Source organism: Leuconostoc citreum (assembly GCF_004354555.1).
GTDB classification, from domain to species: domain Bacteria; phylum Bacillota; class Bacilli; order Lactobacillales; family Lactobacillaceae; genus Leuconostoc; species Leuconostoc citreum.
The window spans coordinates 282,808-303,627 of the sequence record NZ_PUFH01000004.1 but is presented as its reverse complement, the minus strand read 5'-3'; the positions used below and the strand labels follow the sequence as shown (position 1 = coordinate 303,627).

The 20,820-nt window shown below is 39.0% G+C and carries 16 protein-coding genes; 5 read left to right on the top strand and 11 right to left on the bottom strand.

Going from position 1 to position 20,820, the window contains the following annotated elements:
- Positions 1–108: 108 nt before the first annotated feature.
- Positions 109–732, top strand: coding sequence for a GntR family transcriptional regulator (locus C5L21_RS03315; RefSeq protein ID WP_004909137.1), 624 nt, complete (start codon positions 109–111; stop codon positions 730–732).
- Positions 733–823: 91 nt separating this feature from the next.
- Entirely contained in the window at positions 824–1,369 is a 546-nt protein-coding gene (locus C5L21_RS03310) for a biotin transporter BioY (RefSeq protein ID WP_004902500.1), read from the top strand.
- A gap of 326 nt (positions 1,370–1,695) precedes the next feature.
- On the opposite strand, the gene C5L21_RS03300 is transcribed toward C5L21_RS03310, so the two are convergent.
- Positions 1,696–2,544, bottom strand: a complete 849-nt coding sequence (locus tag C5L21_RS03300; RefSeq protein ID WP_004904765.1) for a bifunctional 5,10-methylenetetrahydrofolate dehydrogenase/5,10-methenyltetrahydrofolate cyclohydrolase — start codon at positions 2,542–2,544, stop codon at positions 1,696–1,698.
- Between the two features lie 73 nt (positions 2,545–2,617).
- Here C5L21_RS03300 and C5L21_RS03295 point away from each other — a divergent pair, with 73 nt between their 5' ends.
- The 3 genes from C5L21_RS03295 to C5L21_RS03285 all read left to right on the top strand — a co-directional run bounded on the left by C5L21_RS03295 (position 2,618) and on the right by C5L21_RS03285 (position 4,887).
- Positions 2,618–3,103, top strand: coding sequence for a deaminase (locus C5L21_RS03295; RefSeq protein WP_004902505.1), 486 nt, complete (start codon positions 2,618–2,620; stop codon positions 3,101–3,103).
- A gap of 287 nt (positions 3,104–3,390) precedes the next feature.
- A complete protein-coding gene (locus tag C5L21_RS03290; protein ID WP_004904767.1) occupies positions 3,391–4,350 on the top strand; it encodes a thymidylate synthase in 960 nt (319 codons plus the stop codon).
- 36 nt (positions 4,351–4,386) lie between these two features.
- Positions 4,387–4,887 carry a GNAT family N-acetyltransferase gene (locus tag C5L21_RS03285; RefSeq protein WP_004909144.1) on the top strand — a complete coding sequence of 167 codons (501 nt, stop codon included), beginning with the start codon at positions 4,387–4,389 and terminating at the stop codon, positions 4,885–4,887.
- 31 nt (positions 4,888–4,918) lie between these two features.
- Here the strand turns inward: C5L21_RS03285 and C5L21_RS03280 are convergent, their stop codons facing one another.
- The 10 genes from C5L21_RS03280 to obgE form a co-directional block, all read right to left on the bottom strand.
- Positions 4,919–5,896, bottom strand: coding sequence for a glycosyltransferase family 2 protein (locus C5L21_RS03280; RefSeq protein ID WP_004909146.1), 978 nt, complete (start codon positions 5,894–5,896; stop codon positions 4,919–4,921).
- A gap of 93 nt (positions 5,897–5,989) precedes the next feature.
- Positions 5,990–7,048, bottom strand: coding sequence for an acyltransferase family protein (locus C5L21_RS03275; protein ID WP_004909148.1), 1,059 nt, complete (start codon positions 7,046–7,048; stop codon positions 5,990–5,992).
- Positions 7,041–8,768 (bottom strand): hypothetical protein, encoded by a 1,728-nt coding sequence (locus C5L21_RS03270; protein WP_004909150.1) that lies wholly within the window; start codon positions 8,766–8,768, stop codon positions 7,041–7,043. Before C5L21_RS03270 ends, C5L21_RS03275 begins: the two co-directional genes overlap by 8 nt.
- A complete protein-coding gene (locus C5L21_RS03265) occupies positions 8,765–12,313 on the bottom strand; it encodes a bifunctional glycosyltransferase/CDP-glycerol:glycerophosphate glycerophosphotransferase (RefSeq protein WP_012305385.1) in 3,549 nt (1,182 codons plus the stop codon). The genes C5L21_RS03270 and C5L21_RS03265 overlap by 4 nt, the downstream gene beginning before the upstream one ends.
- 77 nt (positions 12,314–12,390) lie before the next feature.
- Positions 12,391–13,206 (bottom strand): ABC transporter permease, encoded by an 816-nt coding sequence (locus tag C5L21_RS03260; RefSeq protein WP_004902519.1) that lies wholly within the window; start codon positions 13,204–13,206, stop codon positions 12,391–12,393.
- Between the two features lie 7 nt (positions 13,207–13,213).
- Complete coding sequence (locus C5L21_RS03255; protein WP_004902522.1) at positions 13,214–14,311, bottom strand: ABC transporter ATP-binding protein; 1,098 nt, start codon at positions 14,309–14,311, stop codon at positions 13,214–13,216.
- A gap of 152 nt (positions 14,312–14,463) precedes the next feature.
- Positions 14,464–15,051 (bottom strand): anaerobic ribonucleoside-triphosphate reductase activating protein, encoded by a 588-nt coding sequence (nrdG, locus tag C5L21_RS03250; protein WP_004909153.1) that lies wholly within the window; start codon positions 15,049–15,051, stop codon positions 14,464–14,466.
- A complete protein-coding gene (gene nrdD / locus C5L21_RS03245) occupies positions 15,044–17,176 on the bottom strand; it encodes an anaerobic ribonucleoside-triphosphate reductase (RefSeq protein ID WP_004909154.1) in 2,133 nt (710 codons plus the stop codon). Before nrdD ends, nrdG begins: the two co-directional genes overlap by 8 nt.
- 355 nt (positions 17,177–17,531) lie before the next feature.
- Positions 17,532–19,217 carry an acetolactate synthase AlsS gene (gene alsS / locus C5L21_RS03240; protein WP_012305386.1) on the bottom strand — a complete coding sequence of 562 codons (1,686 nt, stop codon included), beginning with the start codon at positions 19,215–19,217 and terminating at the stop codon, positions 17,532–17,534.
- Positions 19,218–19,437: 220 nt separating this feature from the next.
- Positions 19,438–20,757: a GTPase ObgE gene (gene obgE / locus C5L21_RS03235; protein WP_004909159.1), complete on the bottom strand. Its 1,320-nt coding sequence runs from the start codon at positions 20,755–20,757 to the stop codon at positions 19,438–19,440.
- Positions 20,758–20,820 lie beyond the last annotated feature (63 nt).

Genomic DNA, 20,820 nt, shown 5'->3' with positions numbered 1-20,820 from the left:
CTTCAAAGTGACAACTTGTTATAAATAATAGATTGCCACTAAGTGATGTCTTCTATTTTGTCATAAGTTGTCACTTTTGTCAAATTATCCTATCGTTTGGAGGACATGATGCCAACAATTAGAGAACCCCGTTATCGTAAAATAGCTTATCAAATTGCGCAGAAAATAGCTGACAATAATTATCCAGTGGGTAGTAAACTACACGCACGTTCTACTCTTTCAGCTGCTTTTGGCGTGTCATCTGAGACAGCCCGTAAAGCCATAAGCGTATTAGCTGATTTGGAAATTGTCAAACCAGTCCATGGCAGTGGTATTGAAGTCTTGTCACGGGAAAAAGCTAAAATCTTTTTAAACCAAGCACAAGAAACATCTGATATACAAACAATTCATAGCCAAATTAAAGAAACAATTTCACAACAGAAAAGAGAAATTAAAACTTTAGAAGAGTCAATGTCGCGTTTATTCGATCAAACTCAGCGTGTGCAGTATCACAATCCCCTCAATCCTTTTGAACTTGAACTCATCTCAGATAGTTCAAAATTTGGACAGTCAATTGCTAGTTTGAATTTTTGGCAGAGTACTGGCGCAACAATTGTTGCCCTCATGCATAATGATGAATTAGTGATTTCACCTGGTCCCTATGCTGTGATTGAGCGTGGCGATACATTATACTTTGTTGGTAATGAAGTAGCTATCAACCATGTCAAAAATTTCTTCTACGATACACCTTAAAAAGCTATTAAAATAGCTTTTTTTATTTTCTTGACAACTGCATCGCCTAGTTGTAAACTTATATAGAAAAATAAGTTAACAAGAGGAAATTATGAAGACACAAAGACTCACCTTCACCGTTGCGATTATCGCCATATTGATTATCATGGCTTATATTCCGGCCATTCCAATCGGGATTGTCCCAATTGTAGTGCAGAATATGGGCATTATGCTGGCAGGGGCCATTTTAGGCTGGCGTAGCGGCTTTATCGCTGTTATCGTTTGGTTAATTATGGCTGCCATTGGCTTACCTGTCTTGGTCGGTGGTAGTGGTGGCTTTGTTCATTTCATCGCCCCCACTGCTGGCTATATTTGGGCCTATCCGTTTGCTGCACTATTGATTGGATTGTCTGTTAAGTACTTAAAGCATTTCAATAAGTTCAACTTTGTAACACTTTTTATCGCAATTATTATTTTTGGGGTTATCTTTATTGATGTCAGTGGTGCTGTTGGTTTGACTCTTATCACACACATGTCATTTTCTAAGGCTTTGCTAATGCAGCTTACTTTTATTCCTGGCGATTTGATTAAAGCTGCACTTGCCACAACAATTGCACTCACACTGCGCCGTCGTTTTAGTGTATTAGAGCATGACTAAGATTTTAGGGATTGCTGTTGATGCGTCAGGGCGATGTCAACATTGGCACCAAGATTTTGATATCATTGCCAATCAATGCGAGCTATGTCAGGAATACTTTGCTTGCTACCTGTGTCATGATTCATTACGTCGTCATGCGTTTCAACCGGCAACATTGACAGCAAAAAGTGTGCGATGTGGTAACTGTGGTTTTGAAATGACTGGCACAATATATCTTAAATCAACTAACTGTCCACAATGTCAGCACGCATTTAATCCTAAATGTCACCTTCACCAAGCATAAAAAAGCAATGATCCGTCTATTTGATAGAAAGATCATTGCTTTTTTATGCTTGGTAATTTTCTGCTAAGGTAATTGTGTTTTCTAATAGTGTCGCAATAGTCATTGGTCCAACACCGCCAGGCACTGGCGTGATGTAGCTGGCAATACTTTGGACAGAATCAAAATTGACATCTCCAACAGCTTTACCGTTAACAAAATTCATGCCAACATCAATAACCACAGCCCCCGGCTTCAAGTCTGAACCTTGAATAAAGTCTGGCTTGCCCACACCAACAACTACAATATCTGCGCGCTTCAAATAATCTTTCAGGACATTTTCTGGTGTGTAGCGGTGTGCTAACGTTACAGTTGCGTCAGCATTAGTCAATAAAGCAAACATTGGACGGCCGAATAATTGAGAACGACCGATAACAAGCGCTTGTTTGCCAAAAATATCGATGTTGTAGTGCTTTAATAGTGTCATCACACCCTGCGGTGTCGCTGCAACAGTGTAATCATCTAATGCGTCACCAAACAACATCCCTTGTACCGTTGCGCCTAAGCCATCAGCATCTTTATGTGGTGCCACTGCTGAAAAAATTTCACGTTCTTTGACGCCTTTTGCTAACGGACTTTGTACTAGAATTCCTGTAATTGAAGGGTCAGCATTCAGTGACGCGACTAATGCCAACACACTTTCTGTCGTTGCATCAGCTGCTGTCGGAATATCTTTGGTCTGAATACCTAAAGCAGCGGCTTTTTTGGATTTCATGCCGACATATAATCGACTACCGTCATTTTGAGGATCATATATAACAGCTAATGTTACTGGCTTCCCTAGTTTTGCCACACGATTAGCAGTTTTCTCGTTAGTTAACTTTGCTACTGCTGCACCGTCAAGTATTTCAGTCATCAAAAAGCTCCTTCGTTTGTTCGCGATTTATGTTATATTTTTCTTAACAAAAAGATCATGGGAGTCATTCAATATGTCGAAGAATAATCGTATTAGCTGGGATCAATATTTTATTGCACAGGCAGCTATTTTATCCACTCGTTCTACATGCACCAGGCTGCATGTTGGCGCGATAATTGTCCAGAATAATCGCATTATTGCCAGCGGCTATAACGGTTCAGTTTCAGGCACGCCACATTGTACCGAGGTCGGTGATTTAATGGTTGATGGCCACTGCGTTCGTGCAGTACATGCTGAACAAAACGCTTTAATGCAAGCCGCTCAAATGGGCATCAGCGTCTCAGGGGCAGAATTTTATGTGACTGATGTGCCTTGTATCCAATGCACCAAATTATTGTTGCAAGCTGGTATCAAAAAAATCAACTTCATGCGCGATTATCACAATAACGCTTTTGCAGAAGAATTGCTGGCTCAAAAACATGTCACCGTCAAACAAGTCCCTTTTTTACCACAAACAGCACAACAAATTAATTGGCAACAATTCATCACACATGAATGATACTCTCCAAAAAAAATGAATTATTTGTTAATAACGAACTATTATTATTCTATCACAGTTTTTTGTTTTAGAAAACGAATATCTAATCATGATACATTAACCTCATTTTAGCATTGTTTTACCAATGCTTTTAAACATGCTACAATCGTATTAGCCGTTATTTGGCGATATCATCGCAAAAACAAAACACGGACAAAATTAATATTTTATCGTATATTTGTTAAGATTTTAATCATTACCACACGCGAAAGGATAACCGTGTTCTATGAACACGACATAATATAATCATGTCAAAAAACGAACAACAATACCTCGACTTAGCACAAAAAATACTAGATGAAGGTCACCTCAAGGGCGACCGCACTGGTACTGGCACGCATTCTTTATTCGGATCACAAATGCGTTTCAATCTGCAAGAGGGTTTTCCCCTACTCACCACAAAAAAAGTTTTTTTTGGACTGATAAAGTCAGAATTGCTTTGGTTTTTAAGGGGTGATAATAATATTCGATTTTTACTCCAACACAACAATCACATTTGGGATGAATGGGCTTTTAAAAATTGGGTATCTTCAGAAGAATATTCTGGTCCTGATATGACGAACTTCAGCCATCGTGCACAAGAAGATGCTGATTTTGCTGCAGCTTATCAAGCACAAAAAGCTATTTTCGTGGACAATATTCTCAATGATGATGATTTTATGGAGAAGTTTGGTTATATCGGCGATGTCTACGGTAAGCTTTGGCGCGGCTGGGAAACAATATCTGGTGAAAACGCCATTGATCAAGTTAATCGCCTAGTGAATCAAATTAAGGCAACACCTGATTCACGTCGCCTTATATTAACTGCCTGGAATGCCGAAACAACACCACAAGCGCCATTACCGTCATGCCATGTGCTCAGTCAATTTTATGTTGCTGATGGCAAGCTTAGCCTGCAATTATACCAACGCTCTGGTGACTTCTTCTTGGGTGTGCCATTCAACATAGCATCATATTCTCTTCTGCTACATATGGTTGCCGCGCAGACTGGCTATGAAGTTGGCGATTTTATCCATACGATTGGTGACACGCACATTTATAATAACCATATTGAACAAATCACCGAACAACTCTCTCGTCCAATGCACCATTTGCCAAAGCTATGGCTGAATCCTGAAGTCAAGTCACTATTTGACTATACAATGGATGACATCAAGGTGCTCGATTATGAAAGTGAGCCTGCGATTAAAGCGCCTGTTGCGGTATAATAATCTTAATAGATCATGTTGTCGAAAGGATTAGAAATGAAAATTAGGCCACTAGAAAAAAGAGATTTACCTTATATTTATCAACAAGAAAATTCCCGTAAAGTGATGGCACTTTGGTTTCAGGAAGCATACACGTCGTTTGATGAGTTACAGTTGTTGTACGAACGACATGTATTAGATCAGACAGAACGACGTTTTGTCGTTGAAGATAAGGACCAATTTATTGGTGTGGTTGAATTAATGTATATTGATGGGTTACATCGCCATACTGAAATACAAGTTATCATCCATCCAGACCACCAGGGACATGGTTACGCTCAATCAGCTATCAAAGCGGGCATTGAATATGCCTTTAAAGTTTTGAACATGCACAAAGTTTACCTGTATGTTGACGTTGACAACGCTGCTGCTATTCATATTTATAAAAAAGTTGGTTTCACTCAAGAAGGTGTCTTACGGGGTCATTTTTTCGCTGAAGGTAAGTATCACGATAGTATGATGATGGGTATTTTAGCCCATGAATTTATTGCAAATTAAAAAAGTTGTCACTTTGAAAGTGACAACTTTTTTAGTTAAGTAATTCTTCTAAATCCAACTCTCTTAAACTAATGGTCTTTGTTTGGTGTAATCCAGCTGCATACTCAATTGTTGGCTTAAAAAACAAACCACGCCATAAACCGCGGATAATCATACCAAGTTTCTTAGCTCGGAAAGGAACGCCTCGCTTTAATAAGGTCCGACGCCAATCATAAATAACTGCCCCGATAATTGTTTTGATCATATCTTTGGTAGAAATGCGACGTGCCGTTAAGACACGATTACGGTACTCATAATCATAACGCCATAGACGACTAGCATCTTTTTCCGCAATTATATCACCAGGTTTAGTGTTTTCTTTTGATTTATGCACAGCAATAGAATTAATAACCATATAGCCTCGTTTGATGTCAGCAATACGATTTGTGTATTCCATGTCATCACCCCAAATAAAGTACTCTTTTTGAGGCAAGCCTACCATTGCTACCATCTCACGTGAAAACATAACTGACACAAAAGTTGAATTAACAACTTCAATTGCTGGTTGGTTCTTATCAGTGAGGTATCTTTGCCAAGTAAAAGCACGTGGCGCCGTGACATTCATCCAAGAAGGATTACCCGTCATACTACCCCAACGCACCTGTGAGTTAACAAAACCAGCTTCTGGATGCGATTCTGAAAATTCGACAAGATGTTTTAAAGCATCTGGCTCTGGAATCGTATCATCATCCATTAACCAGACATAATCATCTTCTAAAGTTTCACCAAATAACCGGACAGCTTGGTTAAAGCCCCCAGCACCACCTAAATTTTTGTCAGCGTGATAAACAACCACGCGACTATCATGCAAACTATCCAGATACTCTTTTGTACCATCAGTTGATAAATTATCAACTACAATAACATGTGATAAATAATTTGTTTGCGCTAAAACCGCAGCGAGTGATTCTTTCAATAATGGCAAGCGATTGTATGTCACAATAGCAGCAGCGACAGTTTTGTCAGTCATCTGATTATTTCCTTCATAAGTTCAGTAGTTCAATTATACGTAAAACAGCAGTGTTTTACAAATCCATCTTGTGTCACATCACTAACTCACAGCTTACCATAAATATCTAATCAACTTAAGTCTAGTATTCTTTTGTAAAGCATAAGACAAACTAAACAGTAACATTAAGGCAGTTAACACCAAACTAAATTTTGTCCAACCACTCATGTTAATAGCGAAGCGATTATGTAAAATTGCTGTTAACACGATTAAACCAAATTGTCCCATGTAAACAAAGCTAGAGAGACGACGTATATCGTTCGAACAAGGTATAGTAATTTGTCTGACAGCGACATTGATTGCCAATAACAAAACGCTTACCGCCAATAAATCAACAAAGATAAATTGCTCAGTCGATAATGTTGTCCCTGCTGCACGCCAATGAAATACTTCTTTAACAGTTAATAGTTGAATCAACATGATTGACACAGTCAACAGCAAGATAGGTATTCTTCGGAAAAAGCCCTCATATTCAGCAATAAAGCGGCCAAAAATCAAAAATGGTACAGCCACTAGGAAAGACTCAGCTGGCAAAAAATTTGGGATATGCTTAAGCGTGGTCATAACCATTGGTATATTCTTGCCCTTAAGCAAGACAATCAGTAAAATTGCCAACCAAATAGTCCCAATCGCAGTCTGTGATAACACATTTAAACGATTAAGTAATACAAAGACGATAATTCCGCCCAAGATAGTTGCTGAAATATACCAAGAGCCTTGGAAGGTGCTACCTGTGAAAAAATTAAGAATATATTTCTTAAACAACGACCATACCAATCGTAATCCATGCTCACCTTTGAAACGAAAATGACCACTCCAATCTAATGGTATTAGCCAAAGATATAGTAACCACCAAGCCAGATAAAACTTAAATAGACGTTTAAGGTAGTGCCATGTATACTGTTTTCGCTCAGCTAACGATGGCAAAGTCATTAACTTTTTATGCACCAAAAAACCAGATGTCAGTAGAAAAAATGGTACGGCAAAGCGGCCAATGCCTAAAAAAAGAACAATATTACTCTCTGGGTTAGGCAAAGGCCAAATGTGAATACCTACTACAAAAATGGCCGCAATTAGTTTAAAGATGTCTAATACATCGTATCTATTATTCATTGTGACGTTTCCTTATGCTTATAACTTGATAGCTCAAAAGAATCACGATTACAATGATTGGACTCACATACGCTACTGTTTGTAGCAAAGATGTTTTGATGCCCAATATCAGTTGATTCTCTCCTTCACGACCAACCACATCAATCACGCCCACCAGCCCGGTCTTAGGCATTATTTGTTTGCCATTCAGGGTAGCTACTGTTTGTCGGTAAGCTACGGCTGGCACTTGTATCTTAGCCGGATGTGCTTGATACCAAGTAATTTCCAGATTCCCAGCATTATTTATGCGTTTTTTAAACTGGCTCGGTAAAATCAGATTATTGACAACAGCTTGATAATGTTTATCATTTGAGAAAACCTCATCTTTGCCGGGCAAATAATCCGGTGCGCTAAAATTAACAACATGCATACTCTTGTCAAACTGTTGTTGCCTTTTTTGTAACAAGTCCTGTATTTGGCTAGCTTCTTTGGATTCATCATTTGGAATAACCAACTTTGATGCTAACGTATTATCCTGACGCCAAAAATTTTGGTTGGCGTTTTCGTTACTAATATAAGTATTTTTAATTGTCATGCCGCCGATGAGTAACAGTCCAATGCTTATCGCTAAAAGATATTGTTTCTTTAAATTTAGTGTATTGATCAGTTGCGTCAACGATAAAATAACAAAAAAACTAAGTAAATATAAACCAGGTAGCGTAAACCGCATTGGGAACTGCACAATTTTAAAGAAAGCAATATCATTCCAATGATTTGTTACAATCGCTGGTGCCGAGGCAATGAATAGAAATAATAATCCAAAAATTAATAACAACCACTGTTGCTTTGATACTTGTTTAACACAAGCAACTAGCAAAGTTATTGACAACACAATTAACCAAAAAGCCAGCCCTTGATAAGGATTCGTTGATAATGCTTTAGGTGAGGTGAAAATAAATGGAGACAAAATTGGCTGTGTTTTTATGATTGTCAAGTAGTCAATCCAATATCCCAGCGTTAAACCAACACTGATTAAGCCCGCCAAAGCAATTTGCTTAACAAGCATAAGTTTTTGATTGGTAGTCACTAACGCAACTATAAAGAAGGCAGCTATTATGAAGACACTAAAAACAAACGATAGCATGTGACATTCCAAAATAATGGCCATGGTAATTCCAAGCTTTATGGGCTTCACCAGCTGCCTTTGCCCACTAGTCATCTGCATACCGGCATCAATTACTAATGGCAGGAACATCATGCCCCACGGCATTCCTCCCGAACTTTGGTACCAATAAGTTAATGCCCAATAACTTGTCAGTGATAATAGCGTAGCCACAGTCAAACTCAAAAATGGCTGTCTAGAATACTTATTGAACAACCAATAACTCAAAGCTATTGTCCCAAACGTTAGAATAAAGTTAGTGATTAATTGAAATTTCAGCCATGCCTGTGTCATCAACAAGATAAGACCGAAACAATAGCCTAATCCGGGTCCGTAAAAAGCATTGACTATACGCCCAGTTGCACCGAAACCATAAAGTGACATCGTCATATTATGAAAGTTTAAATGCTTGAGCCGTTGCATAGATTCAAAAGCACGATTAAAGTGAAATGCTGTATCTGCCCCTAAATAGATGCCTCTGCTATGAAGTTGTGGTAGGGCAAAAATCAAAGCAATGGCTAATATAATCAAATATGGGTATGCCTGATACCATTGTATTTTCTTCATCGCTTGTTTCATGCCATATCATCCTTAAAGACCGTTTCAACAAGTTTTTGGCTAGCATGACCATCATCATATTGTATAAACTTATGCTTAAAGTTTGCAATTTTTTCACGATATTGATGTTCAATAGCCTCAAAATTATTAATTGCTGCTAATAATTCGTTTTGATTGTAGACTAGTGGTCCGGGCGCATCATGCTCAAAATCAAAATTCAGCCCACGTGACGACACATATTCTTTATAATCATAAGTATAAAAAATCATTGGTTTATCAAGCAATGCATAGTCAAACATCGTAGATGAGTAATCAGTAATCATCACATCAGAAACTAAGTAATAGTCTTCAATTGAAAAATCTTGATTAGCTAATGATATATTATTAGCTTTTGGAACATTACTGACATTATTCCAATAGTGCGGGTGAATAATCATGTAAAGCTCTTTATCTAAAGTTTTTTCTAATTGCACAAAATCAATTGGCAATTCGATTTCGCCACGAACTCGCCATGTCGGAGCATATAAAACAATTTTTTTATTTGTGGGTATCCCCATCTTTTGCTTCATCTGTTTTGTGTTTTCAGAATTGGCCCTACTAAATAAAGCATCATTTCTTGGATAACCTGTCGGTAAGACCTGAGCTTGGTGGCGATATGCGTCTTGTGCTACCTCCGCTACATAATCACTTGGGACTGTAAGATAGTCCCAATTCAAATTTTTACGTAAATAACGCTCGTAGTTAGCAGGATTCCATTCATTTAGTACATTAAATCCCATATTTTTTAATGGTGTCCCGTGCATTGTCTGTATTTCAACTTGTGATGACCGTTTAATGCGTTCATCTTGTTCAAAATTAACATTATTAACAAAATACTTTGCTCGAGCTAAATAATACCAATATTCTTTTGTGCCAAATGAAATAAATTTAGTATTTGGTAGGTCGACCTCTTCGACTATATTTTTTAATACGACAACATGGTTAAACTTTTGAGTATGTGCCTGTAGGTAATCATAAATAGCTTTTGGATTATCGCCAAACTTGTCTCCCCAAAGGGATGAATAAACAACTGTATTATTCAATAATGGCTGTTTTAAATATTCTAGATAGTCCGTTTGCCAGAAGGCCACTTTATCGGCCATATCTCTAAAGCCTTCACGGTTCGTGTTTTGTCTTAATACAACTTTACGATGTTCCTCTTTATCGTCTGTACTAATTAACCACTCTAACTGTCCCATTGGTATGGTTTTATTCAGTAACTCATGAACTGACTTACCCCATCGCAAAGGCATCGTGAAATCATCACGACGCAAGAAATGTATAGAAATTTCAGGATGCAGTAATGCAACATCACGATATTGACCAAATGACAATGGCATCGATACTTCCCACAATTGGCGCTTGCCAAAACCATGCGTCAATTTTTTGGCACGATAACTATTTGATAACCCATCTGCAGCAAAGGTTAGTTTGGCCGACAATGCTGTCTTTGTCCAGCCTCCGAGCCAAAATTGTATTTTAGCTGTGTTATCATCCACACTAAAAGATTTCACAATTGGGTATTCCCATGAGATAGCTAAAGTGGCGACATGATTAGAAACATGAAAAATACTCATATTTGCACCAATACTTTGCGGTGCTGCAATCTGTTGTTGTGACATGCGGATTTTCTCGTAGCTCGTCACATCAGATAAATCATCTGTGGTAATTAATTGCCACCACCGTTTAGCATTAGGATCCGCCTCACCTAAGAATGACTGGTCTGCTTCTGAAATTGTATAGTTTTGTCCTTGACGCACTACTGGTAAGTAACGTTGATTAGCGTCATCCCATAATGCGACATGGGCCTTAGTATGAGTAAGTTGCCATATGTAATTATTATTATAATACCGGCTAGAAACAACTACGGGTGCTTTGGGATACCTAGTAAATTTTAGTCGCCAGTCCGATGAATAACCGGGCACAATGAAGTCATCACCAACCATAAATCCTTCAGGTCTTGGATCATCACCGGGTAATGGTTCCGTCACAATAGCCTGCAATGACATACCATGTACTACTTGGCTAATTTTAATGTAAGCTGGTTCGGTAAGCGCCGTTAAGTCTGTTAATGGTATTTCAATATGATAGTGATTGTATTGATAGTGGTGTGCCGGTGCTTCGACTTTTGTTTGTGTGTTATCAAAGCCACTGTACGCTGTTATATTAGGATCTTCGGAGAAGACGATGCTGCCTGTAAACGGCGCAACTGTCTCACCATACTTATTAACGAATGTTACCTCAGCATCGCCAATATCATCTAAATTATTGACATCCAAATACTGATAATATAGATGACCATCAAGGGTGACAACATTATCTTCTTGCTTTACTTCATATAAACGTGTGCGACTTTCAAAATCATGCTTGAATGTTGGTAGTTCAAAATCAAAATCATCTTGGTAGCTACTATGCAACTGCTTTGTTTTTGGATTAAAGCTAATATGAAATTCTTTTTTGGCATAAGTTAAAATTGCTTGTTGTACAAGATTATACGGCTCATTTAGCCAGATAGTATATAGTGCACGATACCAAAAACGTGCTTGATTAAATTGTTGTGGGGTTAGCATTTCCAAAAAGGATTTCACTTCACGATAGATTACATCTTTATAATCTTGATCTAGCACTAAATAGTTATCGTAAGTAAAAGGAATAGTTAAATCAAAATCAAGCATTTTGTGTAACTGTTCATCTTGTGCACTTCTTGGAGCGTCATACTTTTTTAGGCTTTCGAGAATGAACTTCATGCCCTTAACGCGGTCAGTAAAACTTTTAATTTGACCTGTTGCCTGTGTGATTGAAGGTGCCCCAATATCACGGAATCGCCACAAATAAACAATCTCATCAAAAATATCAATTTTTTGCGCTAAGCTATACATTGGTACAACAGTTGGCATATCTTCGTACAATACTTTTTCTGGGAAATAAAGACTATATTTTAAAATAAAATCGAGACGATATATTTTATTCCATGCAGTCGAATCCCAAACCATTTCGGGATGTTCTGCCAATGTTGTGGCTTCATATGTATCATGATAAGCTCTATGATGAACATAAGACGTCCATGATTCGCCTGTACTATTAAACCTTCTAACCGCTCCGCCAATCAAATCAGATCCCGTACGCATAATCATATTTAACATTTTGCGATACGAAAAATCGATGACAATGTCATCTGGGTCAACATAGGTAATAAATTCACCTTCGGCTAAATTAGTCCCACGATTTCTTGCTGAACCCAGTCCGCCGTTCTCAAACAGGTATAATTCAAATATTTCTGGATAGTTATCAACGTACTCACGCGCAATTTCCGGGGTTGCGTCTTTTGAACCATCATCAATTAAAATAACTTGATAGCCCCCATCAACACCTTGCCTAAGTAGAGAATCTAACGCCTCTCTTAGAAAAAGTGACACATTATACATTGGCACAACAACGCTTAGCTTTGTTGTTGCCCGACAACTTTTTTTAACAATGGTGACAGGCTTGTCATGATTTTTAGGGATATGAATAATTGGTTCAGTCATGGATTAACTCCTATTGTAATTATGTATGCAAAGAGGGGGTACGAACCACTTGGCCGCACCCTCTTTTCGCTTAAGTATTAAACAAGGTCCGCAAAATAAGCACGGAATTTCAAATGCAAATGTGATCCTAACAGTAATACAACCAGCACAAATGACCAGAAGGCTATATTTTGTGATGGATGATCCCATACCCAGCCGGTACTCAAGAATGAATCACGAACACCAGCAATTAAATAATAAAACGGGTTCATTTCTATTAAACGACCAATGCGTGCGTGTGTTGGGCCCAATTTTTGTGCAATATCGATAACTGCACCAGAAAACCAAAATACGAATCGCATAATTGTTTGTATCAATTGTTGATAATCAGGGAAAAGTACTGTAATAGTCGCATTAAATATGCCTAAAGCGTGCAAAAAGACGAGCATCGCAAAGAAATAATAAATAAATTGGAATGCATGTGGCGTTAGATGAACACCTGACAAAACAGCAATGACAACACCCACGGCTAATGTAATAAAAAATGGGATGACGTTAATCCAAGTTCTCACACTTGGCATAATGCTGATTGGAAAATTCATTTTAGAAACTTGTCGTACATTGTTACGAATACTCCAAGTAGCATCCATAAATGATGTATTCAAAAACAACCATACTGCCTGACCTATTACTAACCAACCAATATATGGCACACCATCAGTTTCACCGCCTTGCCGCAAACCGACACCAAAGACTAACCAATACGTTGCAATCTGCATAACAGGGTTGATAATATCCCACAGCACACCCAAAGAATGGTCCATGTATTTCGCGCGAGTTTCATAGCGCGCTAAACGTAAAATAACGGGAAAGTATTTTATTTGCTCCCGTAGCACAAGCCATATTTCTTTCATGTTTTACTTACCGTCCAAAATACATATAAGCGTACACAGCATAAATCAGAATACCCGTACCAGCAAAAGCAAGTAGCCAGTTCCACCAACTTAGGCGGCCACCAACAGCATTGTCTCTGACAATTTTTTTCTTTTCTGTATTCGTCAAATGCTGATCTAATGCTATACGTTCTGTTAACTGTTGACGATTGAAGTCGTTTTGTGCTTGTTTACGTGCTGCAACATACGACTTTTTAACATCATCATCGAGCTGATTGTACCATTTAGTCCAATCTTTATATTCTTGCAGAATCGTTTCCGTATCACCATAGGCTCTTAACTCACCATATTGAATCCACATTGTTTTGTCTGTGAATTCTTCAATTTGGCCTAGGGCATGTGACACGAAGAAAATTGTTTTACCTGCAGCTTTAAATTCCTTCATTTTGTTCAAAGCTTTACGTGTAAAGGTTTGGTCCCCAACAGATAACGCTTCATCGATAATCATAATATCAGGATCTTGATGCACTGCTATTGAAAATCCGAGTTTTGAACGCATCCCCGATGAATAGTTTTTAACTGGTTGTTTAATGAACTTACCAAGTTCAGAAAAATCGGATATGTCGTCAATTTGGTCATCAATTTCTTTATTTGATAACCCCATCATGAGTGACTTCAATCGGATATTTTCTAATCCGGTCAAATTATCGCGTAAGCCATCCCAAACCGATAGCAATGAGGTTTGCCCCTTAATTTTCAAACGACCAGAAGTTTCAGCCAAGGCGCCACTCAATATATTAAGTAATGTTGATTTTCCTGAGCCGTTGACGCCTATCACGCCGACAACATCACCTTCAAAGACATCAAAAGAGATGCCCTTCAAGCCCCAAAACTTTTCCTTATCTGATTTCAAAGGATTTAATATTGCCTGAATCTTTTCATTGCGGGACGTACCCATATCGTATTCTTTTGTAATATAACGGCCACTTACTTTCAGTGGTGCTTCTGAATTATTATGGTTTCCGGGTAAATCAAGCTGTTTAGCCACAGACACCGGTAAGAAGGGTTCATCTAACCCACGTGGATCATTGGGTTCATAAACCGCTTTTTTAATATCTTCAGTCATGTCCTTCCTCCGACTAAATGTACATGTGTGAAAAAGTCACAACACTTAACTATTATACCTTATTTACACCAAAATAGTCGAACGCCACAAAACACACGACATTTTGAGCGTTAACAACATAAAAAAAGCACCTAAACCAGTGCTTTTAAAACTTAAATCCCATATTCATCTTGCCACAAAATAAGGCGCTGTGCCTCTAGCGACTGCGGCACATCGATGATGCGCTGATTGGCAGATCCTTTAAATCTTAAAGATAAGTCCATCAGAGCTTGCACAAATCGACCATCTACCAAAACATCAATTTCTGCTAATAGTGCTTTTTTATCATCGGTTTCCTTCATTAATTCATCCCACGTATAGCCAGTCCAAGACCAAATATCTTTCGTATCGCCAAATTCTGCTCTCACACGACGTGTTAATTGTAAAGCAACAGGTGTATTTAAAAATGGTTCACCACCAAGCAAAGTCAATCCTTGAACATACGGTTGACTCAAATCTGCAATAATCTGATCTTCTAGTGCCTGTGTATATTCTGTGCCATAATGAAAGTTTTGCGCGACAACATTATAACAGCCAGGACATAAGAATTTGCAACCGGACAAGTAAATTGAGCAACGTACGCCTGGGCCATCGACCATAACGAAGGGTTTGTAATCGGCTACAAAATTACGTGTCAAATCTTCCGAGCGCCATTCTTGACTATCCGGTACAGTAATACCGTTTTCTAATTTTTTAGACATGGCCTTCATCCACCTCATTTTGTGACATATTTTTCACACGGGCCGTAATTTCAGCATGGCGTCCGTGAATCATAGGCCTAGCTTGTGGATTTCCTAAGTAACCACAAGTTCGTTTAACCACATCACAAGTCTTTGGGTCATGGTTGCCACACTCTGGGCAGCAAAAACCACGTGCAGTTGGCTTAAACTCTCCTTCATAGCCACATTTAAAGCACTTATCAATTGGTGTATTTGTGCCTAAATAACCAACATGATCATAAGCAAAATCCCAAACTGATTCAAGTGCTGCTGGATTTTGTTTTAAATTAGGATATTCACAATAGTGAATAAACCCACCACTTGCATAATGTGGATAAGCTTCTTCAAACAGTAGTTTTTCAAAAGGATTAGGATGCTTTCGCACATCGTAATGGAATGAATTCGTATAGTAATCTTTATCAGTCACATTATCAACCACGCCAAATCGCGCCTTATCAAGTTCACAAAAGCGGTCTGTTAGTGATTCCGCTGGCGTTGAATACACAGAATAATGGTAGCCATCCTCTTTTTCCCACTGCTGACATGCTTCATTAAGACGGCGCACAATAGCAACCGTAAAATCATGTGCCTGACTATTATCTTCCCAATTCGCACCAAAGAAATAAGCGCCCACTTCGTATAATCCTATGTAACCCAAAGACACTGTGGCGCGGCCATTTCTGAATAAACTATCAACTTCGGTGACACTTTGACTGCCAAAAACGCCACCTTGATAAAGAATTGGTGCGTTTTCAGGAATCGCTGTTTTGGTACGTGCTACTCTAAATTGTAATGCCTTTTTGGCCAACGCTAGACGCTCTGCTAAAATCTCCCAAAACATATTCACATCCCCACCCGACTGGATCGCAATACGTGGGATATTTAGGGTTACCACACCTAAATTCATACGCCCTTCGTTGACTTCCGTTTGATTTTCATCACGCCAACCTTGTAAAAATGAACGGCAGCCCATTGGCGCCTTAAACGAACCAGTAATTTCAATTATTTTTTCATAATTCAAAACATCAGGATACATGCGTTTTGTTGCACACACTATCGCCATTTTTTTAATATCATAGTTTGGATCGTTTTTAAGCATGTTCACGCCACGTTTCAACGAGAATACCAGCTTTGGAAAAATCGCTGTACGATGATTTGGCCCAATACCCTTAATGCGAATATCAAAAATAGCTTTTTGAATTTCACGCGCTAACCAATCTGTGCCTAAACCAAAAGCCAATGTTGTAAAAGGTGTTTGTCCTTGTGCTGAAGATAACGTATTAATTTCATACTCTAATGCTTGCATCGCATCATATATATCTTTTTTTGTGCTGGACACAGCATATGCTTCTCTTTTTTCGGGCACAACATAGGTTTCGGCTTCAGCTAGGTGCTTCTTGTAATTCATTGCTGCATATGGTGCGAGCAATTCATCAGCACGATTAATAGAAATACCACCGTATTGTGATGAAGCAACGTTGGCAATAATTTGCGCCATTTGAGCTGTGGCCGTCCCGATTGATTGCGGCTGTTCAACTTGCGCATTGCCCATTGTATAGCCATGCTCAAACATAAACTTAAAATCGACTAAGCAACAGTTTGTCATTGGACTCAAGGGCGAATAATCTAAATCATGCCAGTGCATATCACCACGTAAATGAGCTTTAGCTACATCTTCTGGCAACATTTTCAGCCCTGTTGATTTACCAACCATACCAGCTGTTAGGTCGCGAAATGTATTAAAAACTTGCGCATCTTTGTTAGCATTTTCGTGAACAATATCATCTTCTTGCGCAATGAGTCGATTGATTTTGTTTGATGGATTAATGGCCTGTTGCCACTTTTTTTCTGCTCGAATATGTTCTTGCTCAAAAGCTGCGGCTGCAGCACCATCCAATTTTTTGAGTTCGGATAACACAGTATTATATATTTGTGCTGTTGTTAATTGTGGTTGTTTCGTCTGGTTTTCCACCGCGGCCATCACTTGTTGATAAACATCATCTTTTACCCCCAAAAGATTTAGTATCAAAGCGACCTTATAAGCGTGAAACGTCACTGTCTCCCCCGTCTGTTTTGTGACTTTTAGTAATGTTTGACCTAACGACATCTCTTGTTCCCCTTTTAATTTTATTGTGATTTTTGTGACTAATCAATTTGATGACTGTATTTAGAATTATGCGCCCCTTTACTGGTTAATGTCAAACACTTGTTCTATGTATAAACATTCATGCGAATGTTTGTTTCATTTATTTTTAATAGCGTATTAGCAAGTCAGTCTTGTTATTTGTTAAATCTATAACACCAAGTATTTATTCATTATTTTTTGTAAGTTTTTTTAAAATAACCTTATACGTTCATCTATTTTCTTTTTTCCAATGTATAAGTTCACAAAATAACAATCTGATTACAAATTTTGTTCACAAAAAAAGCACAATAATGTGCTTTTTACTTACCTATTATCATTAGCCTTCTGACTCAATTAATTGTTCACCTAACTCGAAATTATGTGAATAATCAACTGGTATATCGACCACAACTGGTCCCTTAGTTGCAAATGCCTCATCCAATACAGCATCGAGTTCTGCCGGAGTATTGACACGTAAACCTTTAGCTCCGAAGCTTTCGGCATACTTGACAAGATCAATATTACCAAAATCAACACCAGCTGATTCACCATCATACTTTAATTCTTCTTGGAATTTAACCATATCATAGTGTGCATTATCATTCCAAACAATGTGCACTGTATCTAAGTTTAGACGAACAGCTGTTTCCAATTCCATCGCTGAAAAGAAGAAACCACCATCGCCAGAAACAGAAATAGATTTAGCATTTGGTCGTACCATGGCTGCGGTTAATGCCCATGGTAGTCCAACACCAAGTGTTTGCATACCATTTGAAATTAAGAAATGACGTGGGACATATGACTTGAAGTGACGTGCCATCCAGATATAATGTGAGCCAATATCAGTGGACACTGTCATGTCATCTGTGACACGTGCTTGTAGCGCCTTAATAATATTCAACGGATGATTTAAGTTGCCTTCAGCAGGTGTATAAGTTGGCTCGTCCGTGTCATTCAGATCTTTCTTCAATGCCTTTAATTGACTTTGACTAGCCTCAGGTAATACATAACCTTTGATACGTTCAGCTAACAAGTCAAGACTTTGCGCAATATTACCTACTAATTGCCGTTTTGGCACAAAATTATTATCAATTTGAACCGGTGTCGTATCTAAGGCGACAATATTTAAGTCGTTTTCTTTATTCCAGTTACGTGGTTCATATTCGATAGCGTCATAACCAACTGTAATCACTAAGTCTGATTGTTTTAGTAGCTTATCACCAGTTTGGTTACGGAAAAGACCAATACGACCAAAGAAAGTTGTTGGTTCTAAGTCATGCGATATAACACCAGCACCTTGGAATGTTTCGACAACTGGTAGCGGTGTGTCGCCAAGCAAGCTGTGCAAAGCTGCAACAGTCTGATCATCAGAACCTCGCGCACCAACTAGCAAAACAGGAAGCTGTGCTTGCTTAATTTGGTTAGCTAACCAATCAAGATCAGCAAGAGAAGCGGCACCTTGTTGCGCTGCGGGCACTTGTGGTAATGCATCAATGGTTACAGGTGCATCATCAACATCCTGGGGCAGAGAAACGAAAGCAGCACCTTTTTTGGCACCATTAGCAGCTGCGAAAGCATTGGCAATAATTTCTGAAATATTATTAGGATCTTGAATTTCTGAACTGAAATTAGTAATCGAATTAAAGAGTGCTACAGAATTTGTTGACTGATGCGTTAAACGATAAAGATCACGACGCGGTACCTGGCCACCAATAGCGACAACTGGGTCATTTTCGGCACTAGCGGTCATCAACCCGCTCACAAGATTACCAACACCAGGGCCTGAAGTCACAATGACAACACCAGTTTTACCCGTAATACGGGCAAATGCTTGAGCCATGAACGCAGCATTTTGTTCGTGTCGTGTGACAATCAAATGGGGTACTTTCACACCTGCTGAAGGGTGTTCCAATGTCTCAAATAAGCGATCAATTTTCGCACCCGGAATGCCGAATACTAAATCAACACCGTGGTTTGTTAGACTTTGTGCAACAATATCTGCACCAAACTTTTTTTCTGCCATTTTATTAAGGAGTGTGCGCTGCGCTTGAATGATAACTCTCACTCATCGCGTGGTGTCACTCATTTCCTCCAAACTTTTTTCAATAACCATATCATAGCACTTTTCACTAGTCTATGCGAAATAAAGATTGTGAAATAGCTTGCTACATCAATGTTCTTTTATTCACAAACTATTTTAAGCAATAAAAAACAGTCAGTAGTACACTGGCTGTTTTAAAACATTAATCACTGAATTCGAATACAAAATCCGAGTTATTGATGCGCACATCATCACCGTCTTTGGCACCAGCTTTGCGAAGCGCGTCATCAACGCCCATATGCCTGAGCTGTCTCCCAAAACGCATAATCGTTGCATCACGCTGAATATTTGTCATTAAGAATAGTTTCTCAATTTCAGCGCCGCCAATAACCCACTCTTCTGTCTCCTCGGACCATTCAACAGTAAAGTTATGCTGTTCTGGCTTAAAGTCATAAGTTTTATCGTTAGACACCTTTTCTACCACAGGACGGTAACTTTCCGGTACAGGTGCAGTGGCTAATAAGTCAGCAGTTAATCGCATCAAAGGTTGAACCCCTTCACGCGTTAAAGCAGAAATAGGCATAATCTCCGGTTGTACAGGCAAACCTGAATCAGCGGCAACTTCTTGACGGAATTTAACCAAATTTTCTTCAGAATCTGGCATGTCCATCTTCGTTGGCACAACAATATGTGGTCGATTTAGTATTGTTTCATCATACTGACCTAGTTCATCTAATATTTTACGATATTGTGTGTACGGGTCGTTTCCTTCAATACCTGACATATCCACAAGGTGCAGTACGACACGCGTACGTTCAACGTGACGTAAAAACTGGAAGCCAAGTCCAACACCTTGAGATGCACCTTCTATCAAACCGGGCAAATCGGCCATAACAAAATCGCGCGCATCATCTAGACGAACCATGCCAATATTAGGTGACAGCGTTGTGAAATGGTAAGCCGCAACTTTAGGTTTTGCATTAGAAACAACAGACAATAGCGTGGACTTTCCCGCCGAAGGAAAACCAACGAGTCCAACATCGGCAAGCACCTTAAGCTCTAACTTAAGCTTTCGGACTTGACCTGGCTCGCCATTTTCTGACAATTCAGGTGCTGGGTTAGCTGGTGTAGCAAAATGAATGTTGCCGCGGCCACCACGGCCACCTTTTACGACAACTAATTCTTGACCATTTTCCAGTAAGTCGCCTAAAACTTCGCCCGTTTCAACATCTTTTACCGTTGTGCCTTGTGGCACTTTGATATATCGATCTTCGGCTGAGGCACCTGTCATTCCTTTTGTGCCACCGTTGCCACCAGGCTGAGCCTTAAAATGACGATTATAACGAAAATCCATCAAAGTGCGTAGACCTTCGTCCACTTTAAAAATGATTGACCCTCCGTGGCCACCATCTCCACCGAATGGACCGCCCATAGCCACAAATTTTTCGTGACGGAAGGATACAATACCATCGCCACCTTTTCCAGCTTTTACTTCAATTTCTGCTTGATCTACAAATGCCATAGCTTTAGTGCACCAAACCAACCGACACGCTGTTACTAATCGGACGCGTCTTGTTTGATGCGA